This window comes from Actinokineospora sp. PR83 (genome assembly GCF_021056305.1).
In the GTDB taxonomy this organism is placed as follows: Bacteria; Actinomycetota; Actinomycetes; order Mycobacteriales; family Pseudonocardiaceae; genus Actinokineospora; species Actinokineospora spheciospongiae.
The window spans coordinates 54,853-79,434 of record NZ_JAJCXD010000011.1 but is presented as its reverse complement, the minus strand read 5'-3'; the positions used below and the strand labels follow the sequence as shown (position 1 = coordinate 79,434).

General features: G+C 67.3%; 25 protein-coding genes, 1 other RNA gene and 1 pseudogene. 11 read left to right on the top strand and 16 right to left on the bottom strand.

The annotated features are described in order from the left end of the window. Positions 1–114 precede the first annotated feature (114 nt). The gene (locus tag L6E12_RS03900) at positions 115–771 is read left to right on the top strand and encodes a maleylpyruvate isomerase N-terminal domain-containing protein (protein WP_236226480.1); all 657 of its coding nucleotides are present in this window, start codon (positions 115–117) and stop codon (positions 769–771) included. Positions 772–1,224: 453 nt separating this feature from the next. After that, on the top strand, positions 1,225–2,055 hold the full coding sequence (locus L6E12_RS03895) for a DUF6042 family protein (protein ID WP_236226479.1): 831 nt from the start codon (positions 1,225–1,227) through the stop codon (positions 2,053–2,055). Positions 2,056–2,080: 25 nt separating this feature from the next. Here the strand turns inward: L6E12_RS03895 and L6E12_RS03890 are convergent, their stop codons facing one another. Beyond that, complete coding sequence (locus tag L6E12_RS03890) at positions 2,081–3,877, bottom strand: thiamine pyrophosphate-requiring protein (RefSeq protein WP_236226478.1); 1,797 nt, start codon at positions 3,875–3,877, stop codon at positions 2,081–2,083. Positions 3,878–4,035: 158 nt separating this feature from the next. Between L6E12_RS03890 and L6E12_RS03885 the strand changes: the two genes are divergently transcribed. Beyond that, positions 4,036–4,974 (top strand): hypothetical protein, encoded by a 939-nt coding sequence (locus L6E12_RS03885; RefSeq protein WP_236226477.1) that lies wholly within the window; start codon positions 4,036–4,038, stop codon positions 4,972–4,974. Positions 4,975–4,996: 22 nt separating this feature from the next. Here the strand turns inward: L6E12_RS03885 and L6E12_RS03880 are convergent, their stop codons facing one another. Together L6E12_RS03880 and L6E12_RS03875 are read right to left on the bottom strand one after the other, a co-directional pair. Continuing rightward, positions 4,997–5,881, bottom strand: coding sequence for a thioredoxin domain-containing protein (locus tag L6E12_RS03880; RefSeq protein WP_236226476.1), 885 nt, complete (start codon positions 5,879–5,881; stop codon positions 4,997–4,999). 9 nt (positions 5,882–5,890) lie between these two features. Then, complete coding sequence (locus L6E12_RS03875) at positions 5,891–6,373, bottom strand: MauE/DoxX family redox-associated membrane protein (protein WP_236226475.1); 483 nt, start codon at positions 6,371–6,373, stop codon at positions 5,891–5,893. A gap of 103 nt (positions 6,374–6,476) precedes the next feature. Between L6E12_RS03875 and hrpB the strand changes: the two genes are divergently transcribed. The 4 genes from hrpB (at position 6,477) to L6E12_RS03855 (ending at position 10,578) form a co-directional block, all read left to right on the top strand. Next, positions 6,477–8,858: an ATP-dependent helicase HrpB gene (gene hrpB, locus L6E12_RS03870; RefSeq protein ID WP_236226474.1), complete on the top strand. Its 2,382-nt coding sequence runs from the start codon at positions 6,477–6,479 to the stop codon at positions 8,856–8,858. A 69-nt stretch (positions 8,859–8,927) separates the two neighbouring features. Further along, positions 8,928–9,425: a DUF2127 domain-containing protein gene (locus L6E12_RS03865; protein ID WP_236226473.1), complete on the top strand. Its 498-nt coding sequence runs from the start codon at positions 8,928–8,930 to the stop codon at positions 9,423–9,425. A 63-nt stretch (positions 9,426–9,488) separates the two neighbouring features. Then, positions 9,489–10,058 carry a DedA family protein gene (locus L6E12_RS03860; RefSeq protein WP_236226543.1) on the top strand — a complete coding sequence of 190 codons (570 nt, stop codon included), beginning with the start codon at positions 9,489–9,491 and terminating at the stop codon, positions 10,056–10,058. A gap of 40 nt (positions 10,059–10,098) precedes the next feature. After that, positions 10,099–10,578, top strand: a complete 480-nt coding sequence (locus L6E12_RS03855; protein WP_236226472.1) for a histidine phosphatase family protein — start codon at positions 10,099–10,101, stop codon at positions 10,576–10,578. Positions 10,579–10,594: 16 nt separating this feature from the next. Here L6E12_RS03855 and L6E12_RS03850 read toward each other — a convergent pair whose 3' ends face one another. From L6E12_RS03850 to L6E12_RS03840, 3 genes are read right to left on the bottom strand one after another with little or no spacing between them, the layout of a single operon-like run. Then, positions 10,595–11,239: a response regulator transcription factor gene (locus tag L6E12_RS03850; RefSeq protein ID WP_236226542.1), complete on the bottom strand. Its 645-nt coding sequence runs from the start codon at positions 11,237–11,239 to the stop codon at positions 10,595–10,597. A 13-nt stretch (positions 11,240–11,252) separates the two neighbouring features. Continuing rightward, on the bottom strand, positions 11,253–12,368 hold the full coding sequence (locus tag L6E12_RS03845) for a sensor domain-containing protein (RefSeq protein ID WP_236226471.1): 1,116 nt from the start codon (positions 12,366–12,368) through the stop codon (positions 11,253–11,255). Next, entirely contained in the window at positions 12,365–12,979 is a 615-nt protein-coding gene (locus L6E12_RS03840) for a sensor domain-containing protein (RefSeq protein WP_236226470.1), read from the bottom strand. The genes L6E12_RS03845 and L6E12_RS03840 overlap by 4 nt, the downstream gene beginning before the upstream one ends. A 168-nt stretch (positions 12,980–13,147) precedes the next feature. Here L6E12_RS03840 and ssrA point away from each other — a divergent pair. Together ssrA and L6E12_RS03830 are read left to right on the top strand one after the other, a co-directional pair. Further along, positions 13,148–13,521, top strand: a transfer-messenger RNA (tmRNA) gene (gene ssrA / locus L6E12_RS03835). A 217-nt stretch (positions 13,522–13,738) separates the two neighbouring features. Beyond that, positions 13,739–14,008 carry a hypothetical protein gene (locus L6E12_RS03830; protein ID WP_236226469.1) on the top strand — a complete coding sequence of 90 codons (270 nt, stop codon included), beginning with the start codon at positions 13,739–13,741 and terminating at the stop codon, positions 14,006–14,008. A 213-nt stretch (positions 14,009–14,221) separates the two neighbouring features. On the opposite strand, the pseudogene L6E12_RS35650 reads toward L6E12_RS03830, so the two are convergent. The 10 genes and pseudogenes from L6E12_RS35650 to L6E12_RS03775 all read right to left on the bottom strand — a co-directional run. Continuing rightward, a pseudogene (locus L6E12_RS35650) lies at positions 14,222–15,259 on the bottom strand (recombinase family protein); the annotation flags it as partial. Between the two features lie 22 nt (positions 15,260–15,281). Further along, entirely contained in the window at positions 15,282–15,923 is a 642-nt protein-coding gene (locus tag L6E12_RS03815; protein WP_236226466.1) for an ImmA/IrrE family metallo-endopeptidase, read from the bottom strand. A gap of 22 nt (positions 15,924–15,945) precedes the next feature. Beyond that, positions 15,946–16,332, bottom strand: a complete 387-nt coding sequence (locus L6E12_RS03810; protein WP_236226465.1) for a helix-turn-helix transcriptional regulator — start codon at positions 16,330–16,332, stop codon at positions 15,946–15,948. 82 nt (positions 16,333–16,414) lie between these two features. Next, positions 16,415–17,212, bottom strand: coding sequence for a replication-relaxation family protein (locus L6E12_RS03805; RefSeq protein ID WP_236226464.1), 798 nt, complete (start codon positions 17,210–17,212; stop codon positions 16,415–16,417). 127 nt (positions 17,213–17,339) lie between these two features. Next, entirely contained in the window at positions 17,340–19,592 is a 2,253-nt protein-coding gene (locus L6E12_RS03800) for a type IV secretion system DNA-binding domain-containing protein (protein WP_236226463.1), read from the bottom strand. After that, the gene (locus L6E12_RS03795) at positions 19,589–19,765 is read right to left on the bottom strand and encodes a hypothetical protein (protein ID WP_236226462.1); all 177 of its coding nucleotides are present in this window, start codon (positions 19,763–19,765) and stop codon (positions 19,589–19,591) included. The genes L6E12_RS03800 and L6E12_RS03795 overlap by 4 nt, the downstream gene beginning before the upstream one ends. Before the next feature lie 125 nt (positions 19,766–19,890). Next, positions 19,891–20,052 (bottom strand): hypothetical protein, encoded by a 162-nt coding sequence (locus L6E12_RS03790; protein WP_236226461.1) that lies wholly within the window; start codon positions 20,050–20,052, stop codon positions 19,891–19,893. A 59-nt stretch (positions 20,053–20,111) separates the two neighbouring features. Continuing rightward, positions 20,112–20,372, bottom strand: a complete 261-nt coding sequence (locus tag L6E12_RS03785) for a hypothetical protein (RefSeq protein ID WP_236226460.1) — start codon at positions 20,370–20,372, stop codon at positions 20,112–20,114. A 306-nt stretch (positions 20,373–20,678) separates the two neighbouring features. Beyond that, entirely contained in the window at positions 20,679–20,915 is a 237-nt protein-coding gene (locus L6E12_RS03780; RefSeq protein ID WP_236226459.1) for a hypothetical protein, read from the bottom strand. Positions 20,916–21,206: 291 nt separating this feature from the next. Continuing rightward, positions 21,207–21,791 (bottom strand): HEAT repeat domain-containing protein, encoded by a 585-nt coding sequence (locus L6E12_RS03775; protein ID WP_236226458.1) that lies wholly within the window; start codon positions 21,789–21,791, stop codon positions 21,207–21,209. Between the two features lie 130 nt (positions 21,792–21,921). On the opposite strand from L6E12_RS03775, the gene L6E12_RS03770 reads away from it, so the two are divergent. Together L6E12_RS03770 and L6E12_RS03765 are read left to right on the top strand one after the other, a co-directional pair. Next, positions 21,922–23,385, top strand: a complete 1,464-nt coding sequence (locus L6E12_RS03770) for a hypothetical protein (RefSeq protein ID WP_236226457.1) — start codon at positions 21,922–21,924, stop codon at positions 23,383–23,385. Positions 23,386–23,686: 301 nt separating this feature from the next. Next, positions 23,687–24,577 (top strand): hypothetical protein, encoded by an 891-nt coding sequence (locus tag L6E12_RS03765; protein ID WP_236226456.1) that lies wholly within the window; start codon positions 23,687–23,689, stop codon positions 24,575–24,577. Positions 24,578–24,582: the final 5 nt, after the last annotated feature.

Genomic DNA, 24,582 nt, shown 5'->3' with positions numbered 1-24,582 from the left:
CGGAATCGGTCGTTTCGCGGGCCCAGTCGTGCGGGAAGACCTCGGTCAGGTGCAGACGGTCAGGCGCGGTGTGCCTCGGCTGCTCCGGGGGTCGGGTGCTGTTGACTTGCGGTCGTGGATCTCTTCTCACGCTCGTGGGCGGCGTTGCGGGCGGCGGTCGCCGAGTTGCCGGACGGGGCCTTCGCGCAGCCGTCCGGTTGTGCCGGTTGGCTGGTGCGGGACCTGGTGTGCCACCTGGTCATCGACGCCCAGGACGTGCTGATCACGCTGGTGACGCCCGCCGAGGGGGAGCCGACCCGCGACGCGGTCACCTACTGGGAGGTCGCCGGGGCGCCGCCGACCGGGGACGACCCGCTCGACGCGCTGACCGTCCGGTTGGCCGCCGCGTACGGGGAGCCGCGGCTGCTCAGGTTCCACCTCGACGACGTCGGTTCCGCCGCGGGCCGCGCCGCCGCGCTCGTGGACCCCGGGCTGCGGGTCGGCACGCGCGGTCAGGTCCTCACCGCGGGCGACTACCTCGGCGCCTACGTCCTGGAGTGGACGTTGCACCACCTCGACCTGGTCGCCCACCTGCCGAACACCGCCGGGCCACCCGCGGCGGGGCTCGCCCGGTCGCGCGAGGTGCTGGAGGCGATCGCCGGGGCCGCGTTCCCCGCGTCGTTCTCCGACGCGGACGCGCTGCTGGTCGGCACCGGGCGGCGTGCCCCGTCCGCCGCGGAGCGCGCCGAACTCGGTGACCTGGCCGGGAGGCTCCCGTTCGTCCTCGGTTGACCGGGCCGGGGCTTCCCATTCCACAGTGGCCAGTCGCGGGAGGACGGCGGACCGCTGTCGGCCGCCCGGTCGGAGGTCTCGGCGCTGCTGCTCGACGCGGCGTGGATGGCCGCGCCGCCACCGCCCGCGATGGCCGGGGCGACCGCGGCGGCGATGACGGCCTTGCGAGTGCGGCTGGTCGGGGGCTCGGGGCCCGCGGGGCGGTGGGCGGGGCGTCCTGCTCGGTGGTGGTCATCAGGTATGCCTGCCTGCGCGGCGGCAGGGCCTGCGCGGCGGCGAACTCGCGGAAGCGCGCCTCGTCGGCTGTGCGCACCCCACCTCCTCGGTGCGGTCGTGGCGGTACCTGCGCGCGGGGTGCGCCGAACGGTTGCACACGGCGGTCCGCGCCGGGGTGTGGCAGGGAGGTGCCAGGTCACCGGTAACGCGGACGTGGCCTGCGGAGATGCACGGTCCATGGCCGAGGAAGAAGTCACCGGGGAAGTCCTGCGCGGTGGGGTGTTCCGCGACGTCTTCGACGGTCTGGGCTGGAGCCGGTTCGTCCCGCACGCGGCCGTCGAGGTCCTGGGCGTGGTGGTGCTGCTCGGCGCCCCGACCCGCGAGCAGGTCGGCAGGCTGGTCGGCCGCACCCCGGACGCGGTGGTGGGCCTGTCCGGGCCCGCCTGGGACGAGTTCGAGCCGTGGACCGAGCACACCCTGCGCACCGCCCTCGACGGCGCCGCCCCCACCCCCGGCGAGGTCGCCAGGGCCAACGCCGAGGACCGCGCCTGGCTCGACGGCCTCATCGCCGAGGTCGACGCCTACGCCGATGCCCTGGGCGTGTTCCGCCCCCGCACCCTGTCCGACGTCCTGGACTACCTGGCCGCCTGCACCGTCCTCATCGCCACCGGCCGCGACGAGGACACCCGCTACGAGCTGAACCCGTGGGCGATGCTGCCCGCGGAGGTGCTGCCGCTGACCCGGGAGCAGGCCGACGAGGAGGACCTGCTCCGCTGGATCGGCCTGCACCGGCCGGTGGTGCGCAAGCTGATCGACCTGTTCGGCCCGTACGCCGACGCCCCGCTCGACGTACTGCGCACGACGCTGCTGGAGCTGTCGCGGACCTGTGGGGTGGACCTGGAGTCGATCCGGGCCGCGGTGACGATCCTGGCGGACCAACCGGACTTCGAGGTCACCGGCGACGCGGAGCGGGCGGAGCCGGGCGCGGAGCTGGAGATCCGGGTGGACTGGGCGAACTTCCTGGAGTACCGGCTCGACATCGCGGCGGGCACCATCGACTCCCCGTGAGGGGTCGCACCGAGCCCCCGCCGGGTCAGTCCTGGTCGCGGCCCGGGAGGAATTCCCGGAGCTTGGTCTTGGCCCCCTGGGTGATCAGGTGCAGCGCGGCGGGGTCGCCCTTGAGGACGGCCTCGGTGACCGAGCGGACCTGCTCGAAGGTGGCGTGCGGCGGGATCGGCGGGACCTCCGGGTCGCAGTGCACGTCGAGGACCATCGGGGAGTCGGCGGCGAAGGCCTTGTCCCAGGCGGGGCCGAGCTGGTCGGGGCGTTCGACGGTGATGGCGGCGAGGCCGAGGGAGCGGGCGAACCCGGCGTAGTCGACCTCGGGCAGCGACTGCGACTCCTCGAACTTGGGGGCGCCGCCCATGGCGCGCAGTTCCCAGGTGACCTGGTTGAGGTCGTTGTTGTGGAACACGCAGACCACCAGCCGCTGGTCGGGCCAGCGGTCGCGGTAGCGGGCGATGGTGATCAACTCGGCCAGGCCGTTCATCTGCATGGCCCCGTCGCCGACCAGGGCGACGACCGGGCGGTCGGGGTGGGCGAACTTGGCGCCGATGGCGTACGGCACGGCCGGGCCCATGCTGGCCAGGGTGCCCGACAGCGACGCGCGGATGTCGCCGCGGATCCTGAGGTGGCGGGCGTACCAGTTGGTGGAGGAGCCGGAGTCGGCGGTGACGATGGCGTCGAGGGGGATGCGGGCCGACAGCTCGGAGACGATCCGCATCGGGTTGACCGGCTTGGCCTCCACCGCGGCCTGGCTGTCCATGGTGTCCCACCACGAGGCGACGTTCTCCTCGATGGTGGTCCGCCAGGACCGGTCGGTCTTGGGCACCAGCAACGGGATCAGCGAGTCGAGGGTGTGCGCGCTGTCGCCGACGAGGTTGACCTCGGTCGGGTAGCGCAGGCCGATGTAGCGGCCGTCGACGTCGATCTGGACCGCGCGGGCCTGGCCGAACTCGGGGAGGAACTGCGAGTACGGGAAGTTGGAGCCGACGATGACCAGCGTGTCGCAGTCGCGCATCATCTCGTAGCTCGGGCGGGTGCCCAGCAGGCCGATCGACCCGGTGACGTAGGGCAGCTCGTCGGACAGGACGTCCTTGCCCAGCAGCGCCTTCGCCACCCCGGCGCCGGTCACCTCGGCCAGCTCGCGCACCTGCTCGGCGGCCCCGCGCGCGCCCTGCCCGATCAGGATGGCGACCTTCGACCCCGCGTTGATCAGCTCCGCCGCCTGGGCCACGCCCTCGGCGGGGGCCACCGTGGTCGACCACGCCGCGCTCGGCGGGCTCGACGGCACGTGCTTGAACTCGTGCCGCGGTGCGGTGTACTCCAGCTCCTGCAGGTCGGCCGGGATGATGATCGCGGTGGGCGACTTGGTGGCCTGGGCGGTGCGGATCGCCCGGTCCAGGGCGTTGGGAAGCTGCTCGGCGACGTTGACCTCGACCAGGTAGTCCCCGGCGACGTCCTTGAACAGCGCCTGGAGGTCGACCTCCTGCTGGTAGCTGCCGCCCATCGCGCTGCGGTTGGTCTGCCCGACGATCGCCACGACCGGCACGTGGTCGAGCTTGGCGTCGTAGAGGCCGTTGAGCAGGTGGATGGCGCCGGGGCCGGAGGTGGCCATGCACACGCCCACCGCCCCGCTGAACTTCGCGTAGCCGACGGCCGCGAACGCCGCCATCTCCTCGTGCCGCACCTGCACGAACCGGGGGCGGTCGTCGGCCCGGCCGAACGCCGCGACGATCCCGTTGATGCCGTCACCCGGGTAGGCGAACACCTGGTCCACACCCCACTCGCGCAGGCGGCGCAGCAGGTGGTCGGCGACGGTCTCGGACATGGGGACCCCCTCGGTTCGGCTGCGTACTGGCTACCCCGCGGCGCGGCGCCCACACCTGTGGATCGCCCGGGTCCGGGCACCGGTGCGCAGCGCGGTTCCGTGGGCCGTACGCCCCAGCCGGGTACGCTTCCCGGCGGATGCCGCCGAGGGAGGTCTGCGTGCGTTTCACACCCGATGAGGTGGTGGCGGAGCTGCGGGCGCTGCGCAGGGGACGCGGTGTGCAGAAGCCGGGCGTCACCGAGCAGCTCGGCCCGGCGCTGCGGTTCCTCTGCGGCATCTCGCCCGCCGACGATCCGGCCGTGGCGCAGGTGAAGCTGCTGGACCGGCTGCGCGCCCTGATCGGGGAACTGCCCGAGGACCTGGGGCTGGTCGTCGCCGTGGCGATGGGGCTGCACCCGGAGACCCGGCACAAGTTCCTGCGGGAGCGCGCCGAGTGGCTCGCCGCCAGGATGGAGCGCGACCCGCGCACGGTGCGCCGCCGCATCGACGAGGGGGTCGGGCTGCTGGTGGAGCAGGCCCTGGCGGGGGCGGTGGCGCGGCGCGACGACAACCTCGGCTGGTACGTGCGGCGGTTCGAGGCGGTGCTGCGCTACGACAGGGCGTCCCCGGAGTGCCTGGAGCGGCGGTGCGTCGTCGCCGAGCGGCCGGAGCTGGCCGAGATCGAGCTGTCGTTCACCGTGCCCCCCGCCTCCGACGACCCGCCGGAACTGCTGGTGGAGCCGGTGCACGGGGTGACGATGACCGGGGTGCGGCGGGTCCGGCGCAACCGGTTCACCATCCGGCTGGCGCTGCCCCGGCCGCTGCAGGTCGGTGAGGAGCACGACTTCACGGTGATCACCCGGACCGCCGCGCACCAGTCGATGCGCTCGCACTACGTGTTCTTCCCCGAGCGCCGGTGCGACGAGTTCGACCTGCGGGTGCGGTTCGCCCCGGGCGCGGTGCCCGCCCGGGTGTGGGGCCTGGCGGAGGCGTTCCCGCGTGACGTGGACGAGATCCGGCCCAGCGAGGACATCCTGGTGCCGGACGCGCTCGGTGAGGTGCACGTCGCCTTCGACCACCCGCGCACCGGCCTGGGCTACGGCGCCCAGTGGGCCTGACGGCCCGATCCGGGGGCGCGGGTCAGCCGGTGACCAGCCGTTCGAGCCAGTCGGCCTGGGAGGTGTCGACCACCCTGTCGCCCACCGCGAGGGTCGGGGTGCCGAACGCCTTCTGCCCGTTGCCCGCGTCCTGGAGCAGGGATTCGGTATTGCGGGCCTTCTCGTAGGCGGCGGTGACCTGCTGGTCGTACTTGCCCGCGCGGACGCCGTCGGCGAAGGCCTGGCCGGTGATGCCGACGGCCCTGCCCAGCTCGATCAGCTGGTCCTTGCTCCAGCCGCGGGCGCCCTCCTCGGGCTGGCTGTCGTAGAGGCTCTTGTGGAACCGGAGGAACTTGCCCTCGTCGGCGGCCAGCAGCGCGGCGTTGGCCGAGTCGGTGGAGTAGCCCTCCGGGTCGGAGCGGCTGTTGAGCAGGTTCACCAGGTGGAAGCGGACCTTGAGCACGCCCTCGTCCATCTTCTGCTCGATGGCCGGGCCGAACTGCGCTTCGAACCCGCGGCAGGCCGGGCAGAGGAAGTCCTCGTAGACGTCGAGGGTGACCTTCGCGGAGTCCTCGCCCACCAGCACGGCGGCGTCCTCGCGCCTGGTCGGCAGCTCCTGGCGCGCGGCGGCGACCGGGATGGCCGCGTCGGCGGTGGCGTTCTTCTTGTTGTTCGTCCAGATCACCCCGCCGATGACCGCGGCGGCCACGACCACCACGGCGACCACGCCGAGGATCACCTTGGTGCGGTCGTTCTTCCCGGCGCGCGCCGCCGCCAGCGCGGCCTGGGCGCTACCGGGCCTGGCCGCGGGCTTGCCGCCGCCCGCCTTGCCGCCCGCCGCCTTGGCACCGCTCGTCGCGCCACCCGGCCCGGCACCGCCGCCCTGGTTCCGCTTGCGCTTGCGCGCGTTGCGCTCCGCTCCGCCCACGGTTCCTCCTCACCTCGCGTCCACTGTCGCACGGGCGAACCGGCCGTCCACCGACAGCCCGGTCCGGGGTCGCACCGCCAGCCACCCGGCCATCAGCAGGAACCCGACGTCGCGGGCGATCTCCTGCGGGTAGCGGGTGTCGCCCGCGGCGACCTGCCCGCCGCCGCCGAAGCAGCCGCAGTCGATGCTCAGCCCGCGCGCCCAGGACTGGGCCACCGCGCCGATGAAGGCCAGCAGCACGATCGCGGACAGCACGGCTGCGGCCCGGGTGCCGAGCCCGAGGAGCAGCAGTGCGGCCAGCGCCAGCTCCACGAATGGCACCGCCGCCGCGACCGGGCTCACCAGCCCGGCGGGCAGCAGGTCGTAGGCCTGCACGGCGATGAAGGTCTGGTTGGGATCGCTCACCTTGAGCCACCCCGACACCGCCCACACCGCGGCCAACCCCAGCCGCAGCAGCGTGCCGACCCCGTCGAGCACGACAGCCTTGGTCACAGCAGGTGAGGCTACCCGGGCACGCTGAGCGAAACCTGAGAGCCGCGCGCCCCCCGACCACCGGACCTGACAGGCCGGGCGCCTGCCTGACAGGCTGGGCACCATGCGCGACCTCCCGGTGCGAGCCGCCCTCGACGAGATCACCGGCGCCCTCGACGCGCACGGCACGGCGGTGCTCGTGGCCCCGCCCGGCACGGGGAAGACGACGCTGGTGCCGTTGGCGCTGCCGGGTTCGGTGGTGGTCGCCGAGCCGCGGCGGCTGGCGGCGCGGGCGGCGGCGACGCGGATGGCGGCGCTGCTGGGTGAGCCGGTCGGCCGGACCGTGGGCTACTCGGTGCGCGGCGACCGGCGGGTGTCGCGGGAGACCCGGGTCGAGGTCGTGACGTCCGGGCTGCTGGTGCGGCGGTTGCAGCACGACCCGGAACTGTCCGGTGTGGACACCGTCATGCTGGACGAGGTGCACGAGCGCCACCTGGACGCGGACCTGCTGCTGGCGCTGCTGCTCGACGCGCGCGAGGGGCTGCGGCCGGACCTGCGGCTGCTGGCCACGAGCGCGACGGTGGCCTCGTCGGCGCTGGCGGGGCTGCTGGGCGGGCCGGTGGTGTCGGTGGACGCCGAGGCGTTCCCGGTCGAGGAGACCTACGTCCCGCCGCTGCGCGGTGAGCGGGTGGAGGGGACGGTGGCGCGGGCCACCCGGGCAGCGCTGTCCGCTGTGGAGGGTGACGTGCTGGTCTTCCTGCCTGGCGTGGGCGAGATCCGGCGGGTGGCGGCGATGCTGTCGGACCGCGAGGTCGTGGAGCTGCACGGGCGGTTGCCGCTGGAGCGGCAGAGCGCGGCGCTGCGGCCGGGGACGGCGCAGCGGGTGGTGCTGTCGACGGCCGTGGCGGAGTCGAGCCTGACCGTGCCGGGGGTGCGGGCGGTGGTGGACTCCGGGTTGTCGCGGGTGTCGCGGGTGGACCACCGGCGGGGGATGTCCGGGCTGGTGACCGTGCGGGTGTCGGCGGCGGTGGCCACCCAGCGCGCCGGTCGCGCGGGCCGGGAGGCGCCCGGCCGGGTGTTCCGCTGCTGGCCCGCGCACGAGCAGGCCACGCTGCCGCGGTTCCCGGAGCCGGAGATCCGCACCGCCGACCTGACCCGGCTGGCGCTGGAGCTGGCGGTGTGGGGAACGCCGGACGGGTCGGCGCTGAGCTGGTGGGACGCCCCGCCCGCGGGACCGCTGGCGGCAGGCCGCGAGGTGCTGACCGCGCTGGGCGCGCTGGACGCGTCCGGGGTGACCGAGCGCGGGCGGGCGATGGCGCGGCTGGGCCTGCACCCGCGGTTGGCGCGGGCGCTGCTGGACGGGTCGCGGTCGGTCGGGGCGCGCACCGCCGCCGAGGTGGTCGCGGTCCTGGACGACGACGGGCTGGTCACCGGGGCCGACCTGGACGCCGGGCTGCGCGCGCTGCGCTCGGGCACGCCGTCCTCCGCCCGGTGGCGCCGCGAGGTGGGGCGGCTGGAATCGGCGCTGGCCGAGGTCGAGCGCGGGCGCGGGGGGACCCGGGCGGGCGCGGCGGCCCTGGTCACGGCGCTGGCGCACCCGGAGCGGATCGGGCGGCGGCGGGCCGGGGGCGGGGCGGTGTACCTGCTGGCCAACGGCACGGCCGTGGAGGCGCCGGGGCTGGGCGAACCGGAGTGGCTGGCCGTGGCGGTGGCCGACCGGGCGCCGGGGGCCGCGCAGGGGAAGGTGCGGCTGGCGGCGGCGGCCGACGAGGACCTGGCGGTGGCGGCGGGCACGGTCACCGAGGAGGACGAGGTCCACTGGGACGGTGACGTCGTGGCCCGGCGGGTGCGGCGGCTGGGCGCGATCGTGCTGCGGGAGCGGCCGCTGGCGAAACCGCCCGCCGAGGCGGTGCGCGCGGCGGTCCTGGCGGGCCTGCGGCGCGGCGGCCTGTCCCTGCTGCGCTTCGACCCCCGCGCGACCGGCCTGCGGCAGCGGTTGGACCTGCTGCACCGCGTGCTCGGCGACCCGTGGCCCGCGGTCGACGACGACGCGCTGCTCGCCACCGCCGAGCACTGGCTCGGCGGTGCCCGCTCCCGCGCCGACCTGGCCCGGGTCGACATGACCGCCGCCCTGCGCACCCTCCTGCCGTGGCCCGCGGCGACCCGGCTCGACGAGCTGGTCCCGGAGCGGCTCACCGTCCCCTCCGGGTCCGCCGTCCGGCTCGACTACAGCGGTGACGGGGTGGCGCTGCCGGTCAAGGTGCAGGAGGTGTTCGGCTGGACCGACACCCCCACCCTCGTCGACGGCCGGGTGCCGGTGGTGCTGCACCTGCTCTCCCCCGCGGGCCGACCGGTCGCGGTCACGGCCGACCTGCGGTCGTTCTGGGAGACCGGTTACGCCAGGGTGCGCTCCGAGCTGCGCGGCCGCTACCCCAAGCACCGCTGGCCGGAGGACCCGCTGACGGCCCCGCCGACCCGGCACAGCATCCAGCGCAAACCCCGCTGAACAGGGCTCTGGGCAGACCCGGCGCCGTGGAACCGGGACAAACGCCACCGACCCGGGCATCCTGTACGCGTGAGTCGACGTGCGCAGCGGTCCGGGTTCCTGTTCCGGCTGGCCGTGGTCGTCAAGGGGGCCGACGGGGTGCTGCAACTGCTGGGCGCGCTCGTCCTGCTGCTCGTCCCGCCCGCGCTGATCACCGGCGTGGCCAACGCGGTGATCACCCGGGACCTGCTCGGCGACCAGCGGGGCATGCTGGCCCACCACCTGTCGCGGGCGGCAGCGGACTTCGCCGAGGGCGGCACCCGCGGCTTCGCGATCTGGTACCTGCTGCTGCACGGCGTCGTGAAGATCGGCCTGGTCGTCGCCCTGTCGCGGCGGGTGGTGACGGCGTTCCCGGTGGCCTGCGTGGTGCTGCTGGCCCTGGTGGGCTACGAGGTGCTGCGGGCGGTGCGCACCGACTCGATCGCGCTGGCCGCCTTCGCCGCGGTGGACCTGCTGGTCGTCGCCGCGGTGTGGCGTGAGTTCCGCCGCCTGCGCCGGGAGGTTTCCGAACCACCCGCGGTGGGGTAAGGAACGGGAGTGCAGTCGACGACGACGGAGCCCGGCGGGCTGGCGGGCTGGGCGCTCGGCGTCATGGACGTCCTGGGGGCGCCCGGTGCGGGCCTGCTGATCGCGGCCGAGAACCTGTTCCCACCGCTGCCCAGCGAGGTGTTCCTCCCGCTCGCCGGGTTCGCCGCCGGTCAGGGGCGGATCTCGCTGGCCAGCGCCCTGTTCTTCACCACGCTCGGCTCGGTCGTCGGCGCGCTGGCGCTGTACTGGCTGGGCGCGCGGCTGGGCACCGACCGGCTGCGCGCGCTGGCCGGGAAGATCCCGCTGTTCAAGGTGTCCGACGTGGACCGGACCGAGGCGTTCTTCCAGCGCCACGGCGGGGTGGCGGTGTTCTTCGGGCGGATGCTGCCGGTGTTCCGCAGCCTGATCTCCATCCCGGCCGGGGTCAGCCGGATGCCGCTGTGGCGGTTCGTCGCCCTGACCACGGCGGGCAGCCTGCTGTGGAACTCGCTGTTCGTGGTCGCCGGGTACCTGCTCGGGGAGAACTGGGACCGGATGGAGGGGTTCGCGAGCGTCTTCGAGTACCTGGTGATCGGCTTGGCCGTGGCGGCGGTGGTGTGGTTCACCGTCAAGCGGTTACGCGCACGCGGGTAGGGCTGGTTCGATGGGGGGCAGGAGAAGGAAGGTGGCCCCGATGCGTCGACTGGTGGTCCTCCGGCACGCGAAGTCCGCGTGGCCCGAGGGCGTCCCCGACTACCGCAGGCCGCTGGCCGACCGGGGCCGCCGGGACGCCGCGGCGGTGGGCCGGTGGCTGGCGGCGAAGGTCGGCCCGGTCGACCTCACCCTGGTCTCCCCCGCCACCCGAACCCGGCAGACCTGGGACATCGTCGCCGCCGAACTCGACGGCGCCCCGACGGTCGTGCACGACGAGCAGCTCTACGGCGAGGGCCCGGACTCGATCCTCGCGGTGCTGGGCACGCTGCCGCAGTCGGCCGAGACGGTCCTGCTGATCGGGCACAACCCGGACCTGGAGGACGTCGTCGCCACGCTCAGCGGCACCCGCCCGGTCCTCAAGACCGCCACCCTGTCCCTGCTGACCTGGGACGGCGACCGCTTCGACCTCACCCCGGGCGCCGCGGAGCTGACCACCACCGAGAAGGTGCGCGAGGGCTGAGCAACTTCCAGGAAGGTCAGACTCGTTCCAGGAAGGTGAGCACCGCGCGGACCCGGCGGTGCTCGTCGCTGCTGGGTTCCAGGTTCAGCTTGGCGAAGATGTTGCCCACGTGCTTCTCCACCGCGCCGTCGGAGACCGTCAGCGACCGGGCGATGGCCGCGTTCGACAGGCCCTGGGCCATCAGCCCCAGCACCTCGCGCTCGCGCGGCGTCAGCGCGTCGACCGGGTTCCTGCGTCCTCGGGCCATGAGCTGCGCGATCACCTCCTGGTCGATGCTGGTGCCGCCCCCGGCGACCCGGCGCACCGCGTCCACGAACTCGGCGACGTCGGCGACCCGCTCCTTGAGCAGGTAGCCGACCCCGCCGGTGCCCGCCGCCAGCAGTTCCACGGCGTAGCGCTCCTCGACGTACTGCGAGAGCACCAGCACCGGCAGCCCCGGCACCCGCTCCCGCGCCCCCAGGGCCGCGCGCAGCCCCTCGTCGGTGAACGTCGGCGGCATCCGCACGTCGACGATCGCCAGGTCGGGCCGGTGTTCGAGGACCGCGTCGAGCAGGCCGGAGCCGTCCTCGACGGCGGCGACGGTCTCGATGCCCTCGTCGGCGAGCAGGCGGGTGACCCCGACCCGGAGCAGGACGGAGTCCTCGGCGATCACGACGCGCATGCCGGTCATGGTGTCACCACGCGCACGGCAGGTCCGCGCGGACGACGGTCGGACCGCCGACCGGGCTGACCACGGTCATCACCCCATCGATGGTCGCGGCCCGGTCGGCCAGGCCCGCGAGCCCGCCGCCCGCGCGCACGGTCGCCCCGCCCACGCCGTCGTCGGTGACCTCGACGACCACCTGGTCGGCCGCGGTGCGCCAGACCTTGACCGCCACCAGGCGCGCGTTCGCGTGCTTGGCGATGTTGGTCAGGCACTCCCCCACGATGAAGTACGCCGTGCTCTCCACCGCGGCGGGCGGGCGGGGTTCGACGGTCACGGTGACCTCCACCGGCACCGGCGACCTCGCCGCCAGCGACGACAGCGCCGCGTCGAGCCCCCGGTCCCCGAGCACCGCCGGGTAGATCCCCCGCGCCAGGTCCCGCAGCTCCGCGACGGCCAGCTTGGCGTCGGCGTGCGCCTCCTCGACCAGCGCCCTGGCCGCGTCCGGGTCGGCGTCGAACTTGCCCTTGGCCCGCCCCAGCCCCATGGCCACCGCGACCAGCCGCTGCTGCGCCCCGTCGTGCAGGTCCCGCTCGATCCGCCGCCGCTCCGCCTCCGCGGCGTCGACGCCCCTGGCCCGCGAAGCCTGGAGCCGGTCGGCCCGCGCGGCCTGCTCGGCGGTCCGGTCCGGACCGAGGACGGCCACCGCGAACCGCGCGTGCAGCCAGGCCACCCTCGGCGCGACCAGGAAGGCCAGCGGGACCAGCGGGATGCTCACGACGCCGACGGCGAAGCAGAACACCGAGACCGGGAAGGCCACCAGCACGAAGGCCAGGTCGCGCCAGGTCCGCCGGTCGGTCAGCAGCTCCCGCCACTGCCGCAGCACCCCGGCGTCGGTCTGCGGCAGCAGCGGCCGGGCGGGCAGCTCCACGTCGGCAAGCGCTTGCGCCCAGGCCCGGTGCGCGTTCCCGAACGCCCGCGCCGCCACCGCCGCCCCCACCAGCACGGCCACCCCGACCCACACGACGACCGTGCCGATCCCCACCGCGGTCAGCACCACGGTCACCACGAAGGCGGTCAGGCCCAGCGGCAGCAGGCCGATCAGGTACAGGATCGCCCTCGCCGGGTTCGGGTACCGGCGGTTCACGCCAGGCTCCTGGCGGGCCCGAGCAGCGCGCGGGCGAACCGGGCGTGCGCCCGACCCAGACCCCGGGTCACCAGGATCGTCAGACCCAGCAGAACCACCCCCACCAGCGCGAACGGCACGGCATCCAGGACGGAGTCCACCACGACCCAGGGCCGGTCCCAGTCGAACACCCGGAACTCGCCCTCCGGCAGCCACCGGTAGAACAGGGGGAGGAAGACCAACCCGAGGCTGGTCGACCACAGCGTGACCACCACGGTGAACTCCGCGATCCCCACCGGCAGCATCAGCAGGAAGTACAGGGCGTCCCGGTAGGTGTTGACGTCCTTGACCCGCGCCCGCCACCGGTTCTTCTCCGGCAGGGCCGGGTAGGGCAGGTCGATGTGCGTGTCGAGCATCGCGTACACCCGCGCCCGCTCCAACCGCGCCCCACCGCGCGACAGCAGGACCGCCAGCGCCAGCACCGGCAACCCCACCCACACGACCGCCGTACCCACCCCCACGGCGAACAGGGTCACCACCACGGTGAACCCGATGATGCCGACGGCGAGGTTCATGGTCAGGAACCCCAGGGACCCGACCACCGAGGGCCGGGAAACCGCTGCTGATGTCATGGACCCAGCATCTCGGCACCCGGCGGCGGGGTCGATGGGGAGCACAGGCGGGTCCGGGGTGGGGCTGTCCCCACCACCGTCCGGGTGCCTCCCGCAGACCCGTGGGGGGAACCGGGATGAAACCGGGGCCGCGGGGCGTTAGGATGGGCAGAGCAACGTCAACACCCAGGGGGTGAACGGTTTCGACTCTGGCCGTAGATTCAGGAGAAGCGTGCAGGTGCAGGCGGGATTGACCACCTCAAGCGTCGCCCGCAAACCAATAAGCGCCAAGACTAACAGTCGCGCTGACTTCGCCCTCGCTGCCTAAGCGAGTGTGAGTCTGTCGGCCCGGGAGCGCCTCCGTCCCGGTCGCCGGCATCAGCTAGGAGGCTCACCGCCAGTCCCGGTCACGGGGCCTGAGCGGGAAGCTCACAGTGACTGGGCCCGTCACACTGGCTTGTTCGCGTGACCAGTGGGGCCGAGTGGAGACAATGCGAACTGCGCACGGAGAAGCCCTGTTGAAGCGACAGAGGACCCGGGTTCGATTCCCGGCACCTCCACCAAGTAGCCCTTACTTGAACCAAGGTCCTCCAGACCAAGGCAGAGAAGGTCTACATCAGTAAGATCCTCATGAGGCTCAGGCCCCTCCTTCGGGAGGGGCCTGTTGCTGTTCCAGGAGTCCTCCCAGCCCTGCAAGTCTCCAAGTGTGTCTGTACGGCGGTTCAGCGTCTGACGCTGCCGGTCAGCTTCGACCAGTGCTTCGAGTCCTTCGGTGAGGTCATGGGCCATGACCTGAGCCACATCTCGCATGTCCAGGTGCAGCTTGGCGAAGATGACCTTGGTGAGAGCCTGCTTCACGGCTGCCCCACCACGGCGGTAGAAGGCCTGGGGGTCACGCAGCAGCTCCAGGGCGGTCAGGAAGAACTGACGGCCGGTGTCGAGCTTGCTGGTGGTGTCGGCCAGTTGGCCACGGATTTCATCCCGCTCCCGCTCGACCGCAGCCAGCTTCTTCTTGATCTTGTCCCGGGGCCAGTCCGGGTCGCCGAGTAGGTCCAGGAAGCTGTCTTCCCGGGTGTCCAGTTCACTCAGCCGGGCAATGAGCCGTGTCTTCATGTTCTTGATGCCACTCAGCTCGGTGTGCAGCGTGTCACCCAGTTCAGCCCGAACACGGGCCATGAAGCCGTCTGACAGGCGCACGGTGGAGTAGTGCCGTTCCACGGCCTGCTCCACGGCCTGCATCTTGAGGTAGGGCAGGTCGCAGGTTTTCTGCTGGCGACCCCGGCACATGAAGTACATATAAGTGCCACCATTGCCCTTGCCCGGGGTGATGATGAGCCTGCTGCCGCAACGCTGGCAGAACAGCAGACCCTTGAGCCAGTGATGGTGGACACGCCTGCGCGTGCCGCCACCGCCATGCAGGGCAAGGACACGCTGGACGCGCTCGAAGACCTCCGGCGTCACAAGCGGTTCGTGGCGGCCGGGGTACTCCTGTCCGTCGTATTCCACGATGCCCAGGTAGTAGCGGTCGGACAGGATTTCGTAGAGCTTGCTCAGTGATACGGGCCGTGAGGGGGTTCGACGGTCACCACGGGTGGTGAGCCCGGCCTCGACTATGCGTTGATGTACCTCGATGCCGGTGTATTGGCCGGTGCTGAACAACTCGAAGGCTTGACGCACCAGTGGGCCGCGTTGTGGGTCTACAGCGACCGTGCGGATTTCGCCGCCTTCGGCCTTGGCTTCACGAGTGTTGTGGTAGCCAAGCGGAGCGGCGCCGATCGTACCACCGTTTTTAGCCTTTTGTCCCATTTTGTACTTTATGTCGGCACCACTGGCTTCGGACTGATATTGGTCGACGGCATGGATGATCGACTCCACCATCGCGCTCTCCGGGCTTTCGCCCATGTCGAGCACCGTGGAGATGATGCGGACACCCACCTTTTTGAGGTCCCGCTTGGTGACACCTGCGTCGACGCCATTTCGGAAGACACGATTGAAGTGGTAGACGATGACGTAATCAATGTCTTTCTGCCGCTTCACCCAGGCGATCATTTCCTGGAAGACAGGGCGTTTGTCGATACTGGTCGCCGAGCGGCCAGGTTCCACGAATTCTTTGACAATGTTCGCGCCGAGTGAGTCGGCCTTGCGCTTGCCGGCCTGTCGCTGCGCGGGAATGGAGATGCCTTCCGGGTCGTAGTCGGTGTGAACTTGACCCGGTGTTGAGACGCGCAGATAGAGCACAGCCCGTTTGTCGGGCAGCGTAGCCGGTTTCGTGCGTGTTGCGTTGAGCGTGTTAGCACTCATGGACACTCTCTCCTTTCTGGTATTAGATGCAGCACAGGTCAGGACTGGCGACGCGACGGAAGTAGGTCCGATGCTCTCTGGATACCTCATCGTCCAATAGTCCGAGGTAGGTTAGTCGGATGCGCATAGCTTCCTCGCTGACCATGAACAGTCCCGCCAAGGCCGGAAGGTCTTGGATGCCGTTCATCCAGGCCCCTTTCACCCATAGCCGAGGCATGAGCAGGCAGGCCGCGAAGTGATCGGCAATACGCTCAACCTTGCGTTCCCGGGCCAGTTCATCACCATGACCGAAACGGCTGTACAGCACCTTGGCAGCGGTGTCATCAATGACGTGTTTCCACTCGTGGGCCAGCGAATAGCGACGTCGGGCATGGGCATCGTTCTTGTTGATCAGGATGAGGTAGCGACCCCCGGTGTAGGTCATCGAACCGGACAACCGGTGCATGGCGTGACGAGGTTCCAGACGAACTTCGGTGTGTGGCAGGTCCAATATCCAGTCCAGCGCCACATGTGGACTGGTAATTCCAGCAAGTTCCAGGGCTTTACTGGCTTGATATTCGGCTATCGTGTAAGCGTCACCTTGGGTCAATGGGCGTAGCGGCGCCATTGCCCGTAGTTGTGCCACTATGTCCGGTGGTACGGATGTTTGTTGTGTTGTAGTCATGTGAAGCTCCTTTCTTTTAATGTCATCGAGTGTCGGCTTGCCCCTCCTGCTTGGTGTCGTATTTGGCAACCAGGTCGGCGACCGCTCGCTTGGCTTCCGCAATGGCTTCCGGTGGTAAGCCGTATTCGGCGCGTAGCATGACGTCCAGGCTGGCATTCTTTTTCGGTACCGGTATGCCTGCCATGAGGAACAGGTCGGTGTCGTTGAGTTCTAGCACTCGCGCCAATTTAGCCAAGTCGTCTGGAGATGGCTCTTTGAACCAGTCAGTTTCCAGACGTTGGATGGTCATGCGGCCGACACCGCTCATGGCTTCCAGCAGACGATGCGACAAACCGGCGGCTTGTCGCGCCTGCTTCAAAAAAGCACCAAGGGTGATACCTTCTCCCTGGTTCAGCACCTTGTCGTTCATGTGATCCTCCGTTTATCTACCTCCATGATACCCTCTCTTGGCACAGATGTGTGCCGTAAAATAGACAACATACCGAACAAGATCATGTCTTCAAGCTACTGAGCATTGACAGCCAGGCATCACGGTCCAACGTCACGAGGAACAGCTCATCGGCCGGAGTGGGAAGCTGTCGCACAACAGCCCGGATTACCTGCTGTCGCTGCTCCGAGATGGTGCTGACCAGCACTCGGGGTACGACACCGTTGGGGCCGAGCTGGCCACGCTCCGCGAAGCTCAGGTAGGCCGTCAGCTTGCGTCGGATCGTGGGGAGGCTCTCGGTGGCCCGGTCGACCTCGATCCACCAGTGGTCGATGACGTTGCCGCGTGCGAGCCGGGCGTAGGCGTCAGGCTTGAGTTGTCCACCAGCTCCGTCGGGCCACCAGGAGTCGGGCTCGCCCGCGAAGGTGCCCAGGTTGATTTCGCTGTCACGGGTTGCGGCCATGAGGTCGGCGTACAGCGCGCTCACCGCCAAGCCGTGTTCCAGGAAGCGGCCACCGGGTGGTCGGGGACGACGGATGCGGACAGTGGGGTTCGTGGTGCCGAGTCGTTCACCGAGCAGGCGCAGGCCGGTGCTGTCGAGGGCGTAGGCGGTCGATCCTGAGCCACGACGGGTACCGCCGATCCGGCGCCCGAGCGACGTGATGAGACGCCAGTTCACAAGCCTCCGCAATACCCGCCCGCGTACGACCTCCCGGCTACGGCCGGTGAGACCGGCGAAGTGCACCCGTTCGATCTGGTCGGCGGCCATGACCCGCAGGCGGTAGAGGTCGAGCAGCACGGCCCAGTCACGGTCACTGAGCCGGTCGTTGGTGAACGTTGGACGGGGGCGACGGGTTGTCATAGTGACCTCCTGTTCGGAGGGTGGTATTTCGTGGGCGTAGGTGGACCATCCACCGAGGTCACTGCACCCTGGAGATGTGTCACGACCACAACAGCGACCGCAATACCGAGGACAACACTCTTTCGGTTCATGTGCTGGCCTCCCGTCCGAACGTTCGGGCGTGCTGCGGTGGGGTGATCCGCGCCTGGAGCGCCCTCTCCACTTCCTCACGCGACACCCCGTAGCGCTCCCGGGCCTGCCGAGCGAGGGCTTCCCCGTCGCCGGTTGAGGCAGCCAGCGGCAGCGTCGTGCCTGTCGCCGTAGCCAGGGTGGTGTTGTCCACCGAGGCTCGCAGGGCTATCTCGTAGGCCGCCAGGCCGCTCAGGTCTTCGGCCGTCAGTGGGGCGAAGCGCGGTGCCAACGCGCGCGCGTCATCCAGTTCCAGCGAGAAGGCGATCTGGGTGCGGACGGTACCGAGCACCGCGGCCTTGATCTCCGGGGTGAGTTGGCTGACGAACTGGTGACTGAGCACCATCCCGAGCCCGTAGCCCCGGGCGGCAGCGAGCATGTCCGCTAATTCAAGATCAAGTTTCAGGAAGTTCTGGAACTCATCAAGGTAGGCGAACACAGCGTGCCGACGCTCTGGGGCAACCGCCACCCGGGCTTGGGCTGCCGACCACAGCCCGGCCATGAGCAGCGAGCCGAGCAACGCCGTGGTCTCCGCACCGAGCACTCCGGCCGTGAGCGGTACCAGCACGATGCGCCGCTTGGTGAACACATCCGACAGGCGGATGCCCTCCGACTGCCCCAGCAGCAGCCGCAAAGATGATCTTGTGGTGAAGCTGCGGAGCTTGTTCAGGCTTGGCCCGATGACCTGGGCACGTTCGTTGTCGCTCATCTGCTCGAACGCCGCCCAGAAGGGACGGACACTGAGTGGCACGGACGATTGCCCGGTTACGAAGGCCCGGTAGCGCTTGTTGACCAGGATTTCCGGCAACTCCACGAGGGTGTGGGCGCTCCCGTCCACGGCCCGGCTATGGGTCAGCGTCAGCAACGCATTGCGCAGTACATCTGTCGTCCGAGGGCCAAAGCTGGAGCGCCACAATGAGGCCATGACGTGCACCAGGTGGTCAACGGCCAACTCCCGCGCGTGCTCACCACCGGCCAGGTCGAGGATGTTCAAACCCACCGGCCGGTCGATGGCGCTCGGATCGAGCAGCACCACGTCGTCCCGCCGGTTCTCGGGCACGCGGCTGAGCACATCGCTCACCAAGTCCCCCTTGGGGTCGAGGACGACCAGGCCGCGGTTGTCCGCCATGTCCTGGATGATCATGTTGGCGAGCAGCGTCGACTTGCCGACTCCGGTCGGTCCGATCACCCAGGCGTGGCGCAGTCGGTCAGCCCGTCTCAGTGCCAGCGGCCGGTTCGCCATACCGAGATAGTTGCTTTCAGCAACCACGTTTCCTGTGGTCGGCAAGGTGACACCAGGAGGCAACTGGCGTGCCGCCCCTCGGCTCAGGCCCGGAAGCGCAAGCTCCCCGATGGGCACCCCAAGTAGGCCAGACAGCTCGCGCGTTCCGGCCAATACCGGCCAGTGCAGCACCGGCAGAGTCGGGCGTCGCATCCGATCCGCCACCACGAACGACGGCACGAGCCTCCGAGCCAGCAGCACCCCAGGAGTGTTCATACCTCGCAGGGCGCCGAACACCCGACCGAAGATGCGGGAAGCGTCACCACGGCGCTTTGTCGCCACACCAAGCCGCAGCACCCCGTTCAGGGCCGGATCGCGCTGTTTGAGACGGGCCGCCCGTAGGGCCTCGCTGTCTTCCGGCTGGGCGACCGGGGATGACAGATCGTCAGCACGTACCGGCGCAGGTGTGCCCGCCCCGGTAAGCGTCCATTCCAGCCGCACTTCTTCGTCCTGCCCAAGTGGTGCGAGCGATGCCAAGACATGTGCGGCGGTTGCCTCAGCCTGCTCGACAGCCAAGGACCGACGACTACTGGTCAAACGGGTTTCGGCCGCAACTACGGGTCGGAAGGACTCAGTCGTACTGTTCGGAAGTTCCTCGATCCGAACACCCGGCATCGCGGCTCGCAGACCAGCCAGGACAGCGTCATCCAGAGCAGCAGGCACCCGCAGCTCGTGTCGGATACCGGCCCGTGTCGCCACTACCGTCAGCACGATCGGCGGCTGCGGCACCACAGCGAAGCGGCTGGCATGGGTACTGGCCGCTACCCGCCCGAGCCAGGTTGCCACCTGCTCCGCAGTGAGACTGGCCGGGAAGCTGATCGAGTAGGGACGCAGCGACTTACGCCAAGCTTCGGCATCCATCAGCCGAAACGCGATCACCAGGCCAGCCAGCAGGAAACCGCTACCTACGAGACAGAGGGCGACGATCATGAGTCGCTCTCTTCGCTTGTGGCGGGCGCTACGGCATCGGTCATCGTTTCTTCGGCAAGCTGACGGCCAAGCATGACAACGATCTGCGCCAGAAGATCGGCCTCAAGCTGTTCCCGTTGGACCCCATAGGCAAGAAGTTCCCAGTGTGGTTCTACCTTCCGGCGTTTTGCCATGCGCAACCTCCCCTCATTAAGCAGTCATTTGGCACACATATGTGCCAAAGCTGTCCCTAGTTATGACGCAATACCTTGTCCTGGTCAATAGTTGTTCTGATGTGGAATAGTCGACAAAGCGGCCTTCAACGGCGGTAGCGGCTGATGACCAACCGCCACAACCCCACCACCACCAAGGCCGCCACCGCGTAGGGCAGAACGCCCGCCAGGGCGTCTGCCACCACGTCGGCCAACGCGGCAATCCCACTGACGATGACCGCCAGCCACAGCGGGGCTGTGGTGAGCATGATCAAGCCCCACCACAGCCGCCGCCGCAGGCCGCCAAAGGGATTGCCGCGTCGTCGCCTCACGAGCCGTCGCGGCCCTTGCGGTGCCGCTTCGGCGGACGGGTGCGGTTGAGGTAGTCCAGCGTCGAAGCGGGAACGTCAATGCCCCGCCGCTGCAAGTCCTGGCAGATCGCGTTGAGCACTCGGGTGCGCTCGGCCACTCGCTTTTCCCAGCGGCGCAGCAGCGCGTTGGCCAAGCGGTGGCCGAACCAGCAGCCCAGGAAGAACGCCAGCCCTGCCACCGGCAACAGCAAGTACCCGGAGATGAGCGTGCTTTCCATCAGGGAAGACCTCCTTTCAATGCAGTGGGGACACACGGCTACCGCCGCCTGGCGGCAGCCGTGTGCAGGGAGGGAGAAATCAGGTACCGCGGCCCGGCCGCCGTGACCGGGAGGTGGTCATGGAGCGACGGATCACCAACCAGGTAGCCCGTTGGTAGTTGGCCTCGATACGGCGGATAGCGAGCCGCTTGGCTCGTTCCACTTCACGCTGCCGCTGCCGCCACCGACGTTTGGTTGTCCACCGGCCGTCCCAGTGCAGAAGCACCAAGACCGCAGCAGTCACCGCCAAGCTGAACCACAGCCCGGTCACGGGTTGAAGTTCAGGAGGTCGGCGATTACTCCCGTACGAACGGCCTCCTGGATAGCCATGCGGAACTGGATGTCCGAGGTGTCGTTTGCGGGCACTGCCCGCATGGCCATGCTGAGCTTGGCGTCAGCCAAGGCCGCCGCCGCGCCAAGGGCGTTCCGGGCCTCAATGACGGAGGCCGCCAGCTCCGCCTCATTGCGGACGTGCGCCAGCTCGATCTCCTGCCGATCATCCATGCCGTTCAGCGTGCGCTGTACCTGCTTGCTCGACGCCCCGTACAAGTACGTAGTGGGACGACGAGAAGGAACATTGGACATAGGTGTCCTCATTCATGGAGTTGTCAAAGTGAGCCAGCGGAAGCGACGTCCAGGCTGGCTATCAGGCTGAGTAGCTGACACCACGAACGTAGGGCTCGGTTCAAGATCAACAAAGGGGGCAACCTGGCCTTATTAGTAACAAGGTGTCCCACCGATCTGGCTTGCCACTAGCTCTGAACTGCACCGATACGAAGCGTGCCTTCACGGTTACTATCTCAACCGCTGGTTGACATAGTCTTCCCCCCGAAGCTCCACGAGCTTCGAAAGAGCAGCCCGACCCGGACTATAGAGATCCTGTCCGTTCTCGGCGTAGGCGTACGACAACATCAAGTTGTGGGCTTGTTCTAAACTGATACCGCAGGTTTCGTCGTAGTTATGACCGAAAGTTTCAAAATCCCGAAAACCTGCGCCATTACTCCATCCAACTACTGCAAATCCCAATCCATCCACGATACTTCGACGGATGCTTGCATCCTCGTCCCGCAACAATCGGTCCCACATTGGCAATGTTTCATCAGGGGCATACCGACTGAGAACTTGAAGAGCTGATGATCTGGCTACAACATGCCTATCTTCCAGGTGGCGACTTCCCATGAAAGCATTAACTATATCAAAACCTTTTTGGACGTCGCTTATGATAGAGAATTTCAAGAGGTCTTCCCACTCGAAATCTTCTATCGGATTTAAGTGATATAAATCGACTATCTCATTGGGCGACAGCCCATTAAGATCCAAACTTTTCTGGAGCCAAGAGTTTGCACTAGATTGTTCGCGTGGTGCTGGCTGTTTGCGCATATAAAATCTCGAATTACTAATGGTAGTTATAACAATAACGCTACGATTTGTCAATAGATTGACTCCGTCTGCATCTATTGAAATATAATTGCGCCTCTAGTGGCCCTACCGTACGCTTGGAGAACTTCAGGTGGCTCCACCCGGAATAATCGCCGATTCAGAGTCTTCATATGCTGACCTTAAGCAGGAAATCAGAGCGCTGACAAACCTCCGAGGTCTGCGCGATAAAGGCTTGCAATCTCGTCTGACACCTGCAATTCGCAAACATTTTGACATTCCCGATGATGCTGCACCTGGTAGGGCCGCCTACATCATTGCCACATGCATCAAGAATGCTCTCAAAGAGATTGAAATTGGAAATCAAGACCCTGACAAATTTCCCTTAGGGGTAATGATTTCCTTCAATATCTCTATTCCTCAGATATTCAAGAAAAATCTTATAGAACGTCGAAGATACGTCGATAAAAATCCAGTAGCAGGAGTGACGGTAAGTCCGAAATCGTCAGACACATATACAAGTGATTTCATTACTTATATTGCCCAACACCCCGTCGCTCCATCCAAACCAACCGATACTGACATTTCTCTTCTTGATGAAAAATCGGAAAATGTTGGTCGCACAATCATCCCTTACCCCGTCAGGGAAGGCCACGGCTACCGCATTCTCGAAGAGGACGATCCCGGTTTCGTCCCTGTTCCCCCTCGTGGCTTTTTGCAGCGCCGGAAGTGGCAAGCCGGACTAGGTGCCACCGTCGCAGCAATCACCGTCACAGCGTTTATCTACTTCCAATCTGGCGACTCTGCGCAGCCCGGTAAAAACTCCTCAGATACCCTCGACAACCTTGCCCTCGAACGTGACTTCGGGCTGACCTATACCTACACAAGCGACGTACAGGGCGGCATCAGTACGGCTTTCGCGGCACCACGCGATCTCACTGCCGAAGAAAAGTTCCAATTTGAAGATCCGGCCAGCCCTAGTGAACGGCAGACGCTATTCAGTCGGCAGATGGAAGCCGGAGGTTATGCCTACGGCGGCCTCGTACTAACTCTAAACTTTGCTCGCACCGATCGAGACGTGACTATCAAATCAGTAGAAGCTATCCACGCGATACCAGGAAAGCCGACTACGGATGTTTTGTTCTACAATCCAAATCTTGAAGGTTTGGCTACCCAGCTTGGTGTTCGACTCGATCAGCCACGCGCTGAGGCGGTGATATACGACGCTAAAACCGGCTCCTACGGTGATCCATATTTTGCGGAGCACCCACTTATTCTCCGTCAAGGAGAGCCCCAGTCCATAGCGGTACACTTTCGGGCCCCGCTTTCAAGCTACACCTTTAATATAGCAGTCCAGTACGAGATAGACGGACAACCATACACGCGGGAAATTCGAGACTCTTCTGCTAATGTTACCATCTTTCGTGCAACCGGAAATCTTTGCGATCCCCTGCCGCCGGGCGCAAACGCTGATGTACGTGCAGACCGGGCAAAACTCCGCTACTTCACCATCTACCGAGCTACCGGAAATGGCAATCCGCCACAGAAGCTAGAGTCAGACGCGACTGACGACTTCGTCCGCGCAGGCTGTCAATAGCGGCTTGTTCAAAGGAAAGGACCGGACCGGCGTGTCTCTTATGCGATTGCGATCGTGCCTGGTAGCGCTTATAACTCTCAGCCAGGTTGGTGCGTGCTCCAGTTCGGCTACGTCTCCTGACACCAGCGAGCCTTTCGCCTTCATCACGCCGTCTGAACTTGGGCTTGTCCGTGGTGATCAGATAGTTGCGCGCGCTTCGAATACTTTCGACAAGCACAGCAGAATCGTGTGGACTCACAATCGTCGCTTCGTAGCCGCGCTCAATGGTCACGCTGGCCCGAATCCGAATGGATCGGTCTCAGTGATTGATGCGCAATCCAATGTTGTACGCACGCTGCCATGCCCTGGGTGTGAAACCATTGCAGCACTGGACGGCAGCGCTGTAGCCCTGACGCAACTTGAAGTTGACTCAAACAACCCTGCAACAGGCTTGTTCACTTCTAAGATCGTGCGCATTGACCTTTCGTCTACTGCATCACCCACCATCCTTAATACCGGACTTCCCGATACGTACATCGCGGTGCGTTTGGTCGGCGAGGCCGAAGGTTCAGCACTGGCCGCCAACGGCGACCTGACTGAAGTATCGTTTCGGGGCGGCCCTGAACGAATGTACATAGTTTCTGCGTCCAAACCTTCGGCAGAGTTTGGCACTTCAGAAGGTAATACCGCGGTTGAGCAGATAACTGGGACTACGGTTGGTTCAGTCCGCTTGGCTGTATTGAGCGGAGCTTACGCTTTTGCGTGCACAACTGCCTCAATTGTCACGTTGTACGACCCTCAAACCCGGTTGGTGACCCACACGAGCACAGCAGCCATAATCCCAGATAGCGACCTCCCTACAAATGGTAGGGGCCCTGGCGAACACGGCATGGCAATGAGGGACCTCTGGTGGGATTCCTCTGGTACTTTACATGCCATGGTACAAGCGTGGACTTGCACTTCACCAAATGATGACTACAGCAATCAGTTGGTGCAGCAGTCACAGTGGAAGTTGAATTCCGATAACCGGTGGGAACAGGAAGATCAAGAAAACCTGTTGTCTATACGTCGCCTGAGCGACCGGCAGCGTGCAATTGTGACCCTCGCGCCCTCTAAGCCAGCCGAGCGCTATGGCACCTTATTTCTCGAAACTTCAGGAAGACGAAAAAACCTTGCCGATAAAGTTTACGCCATTGCTACACCTGCTGTCTAACAGGT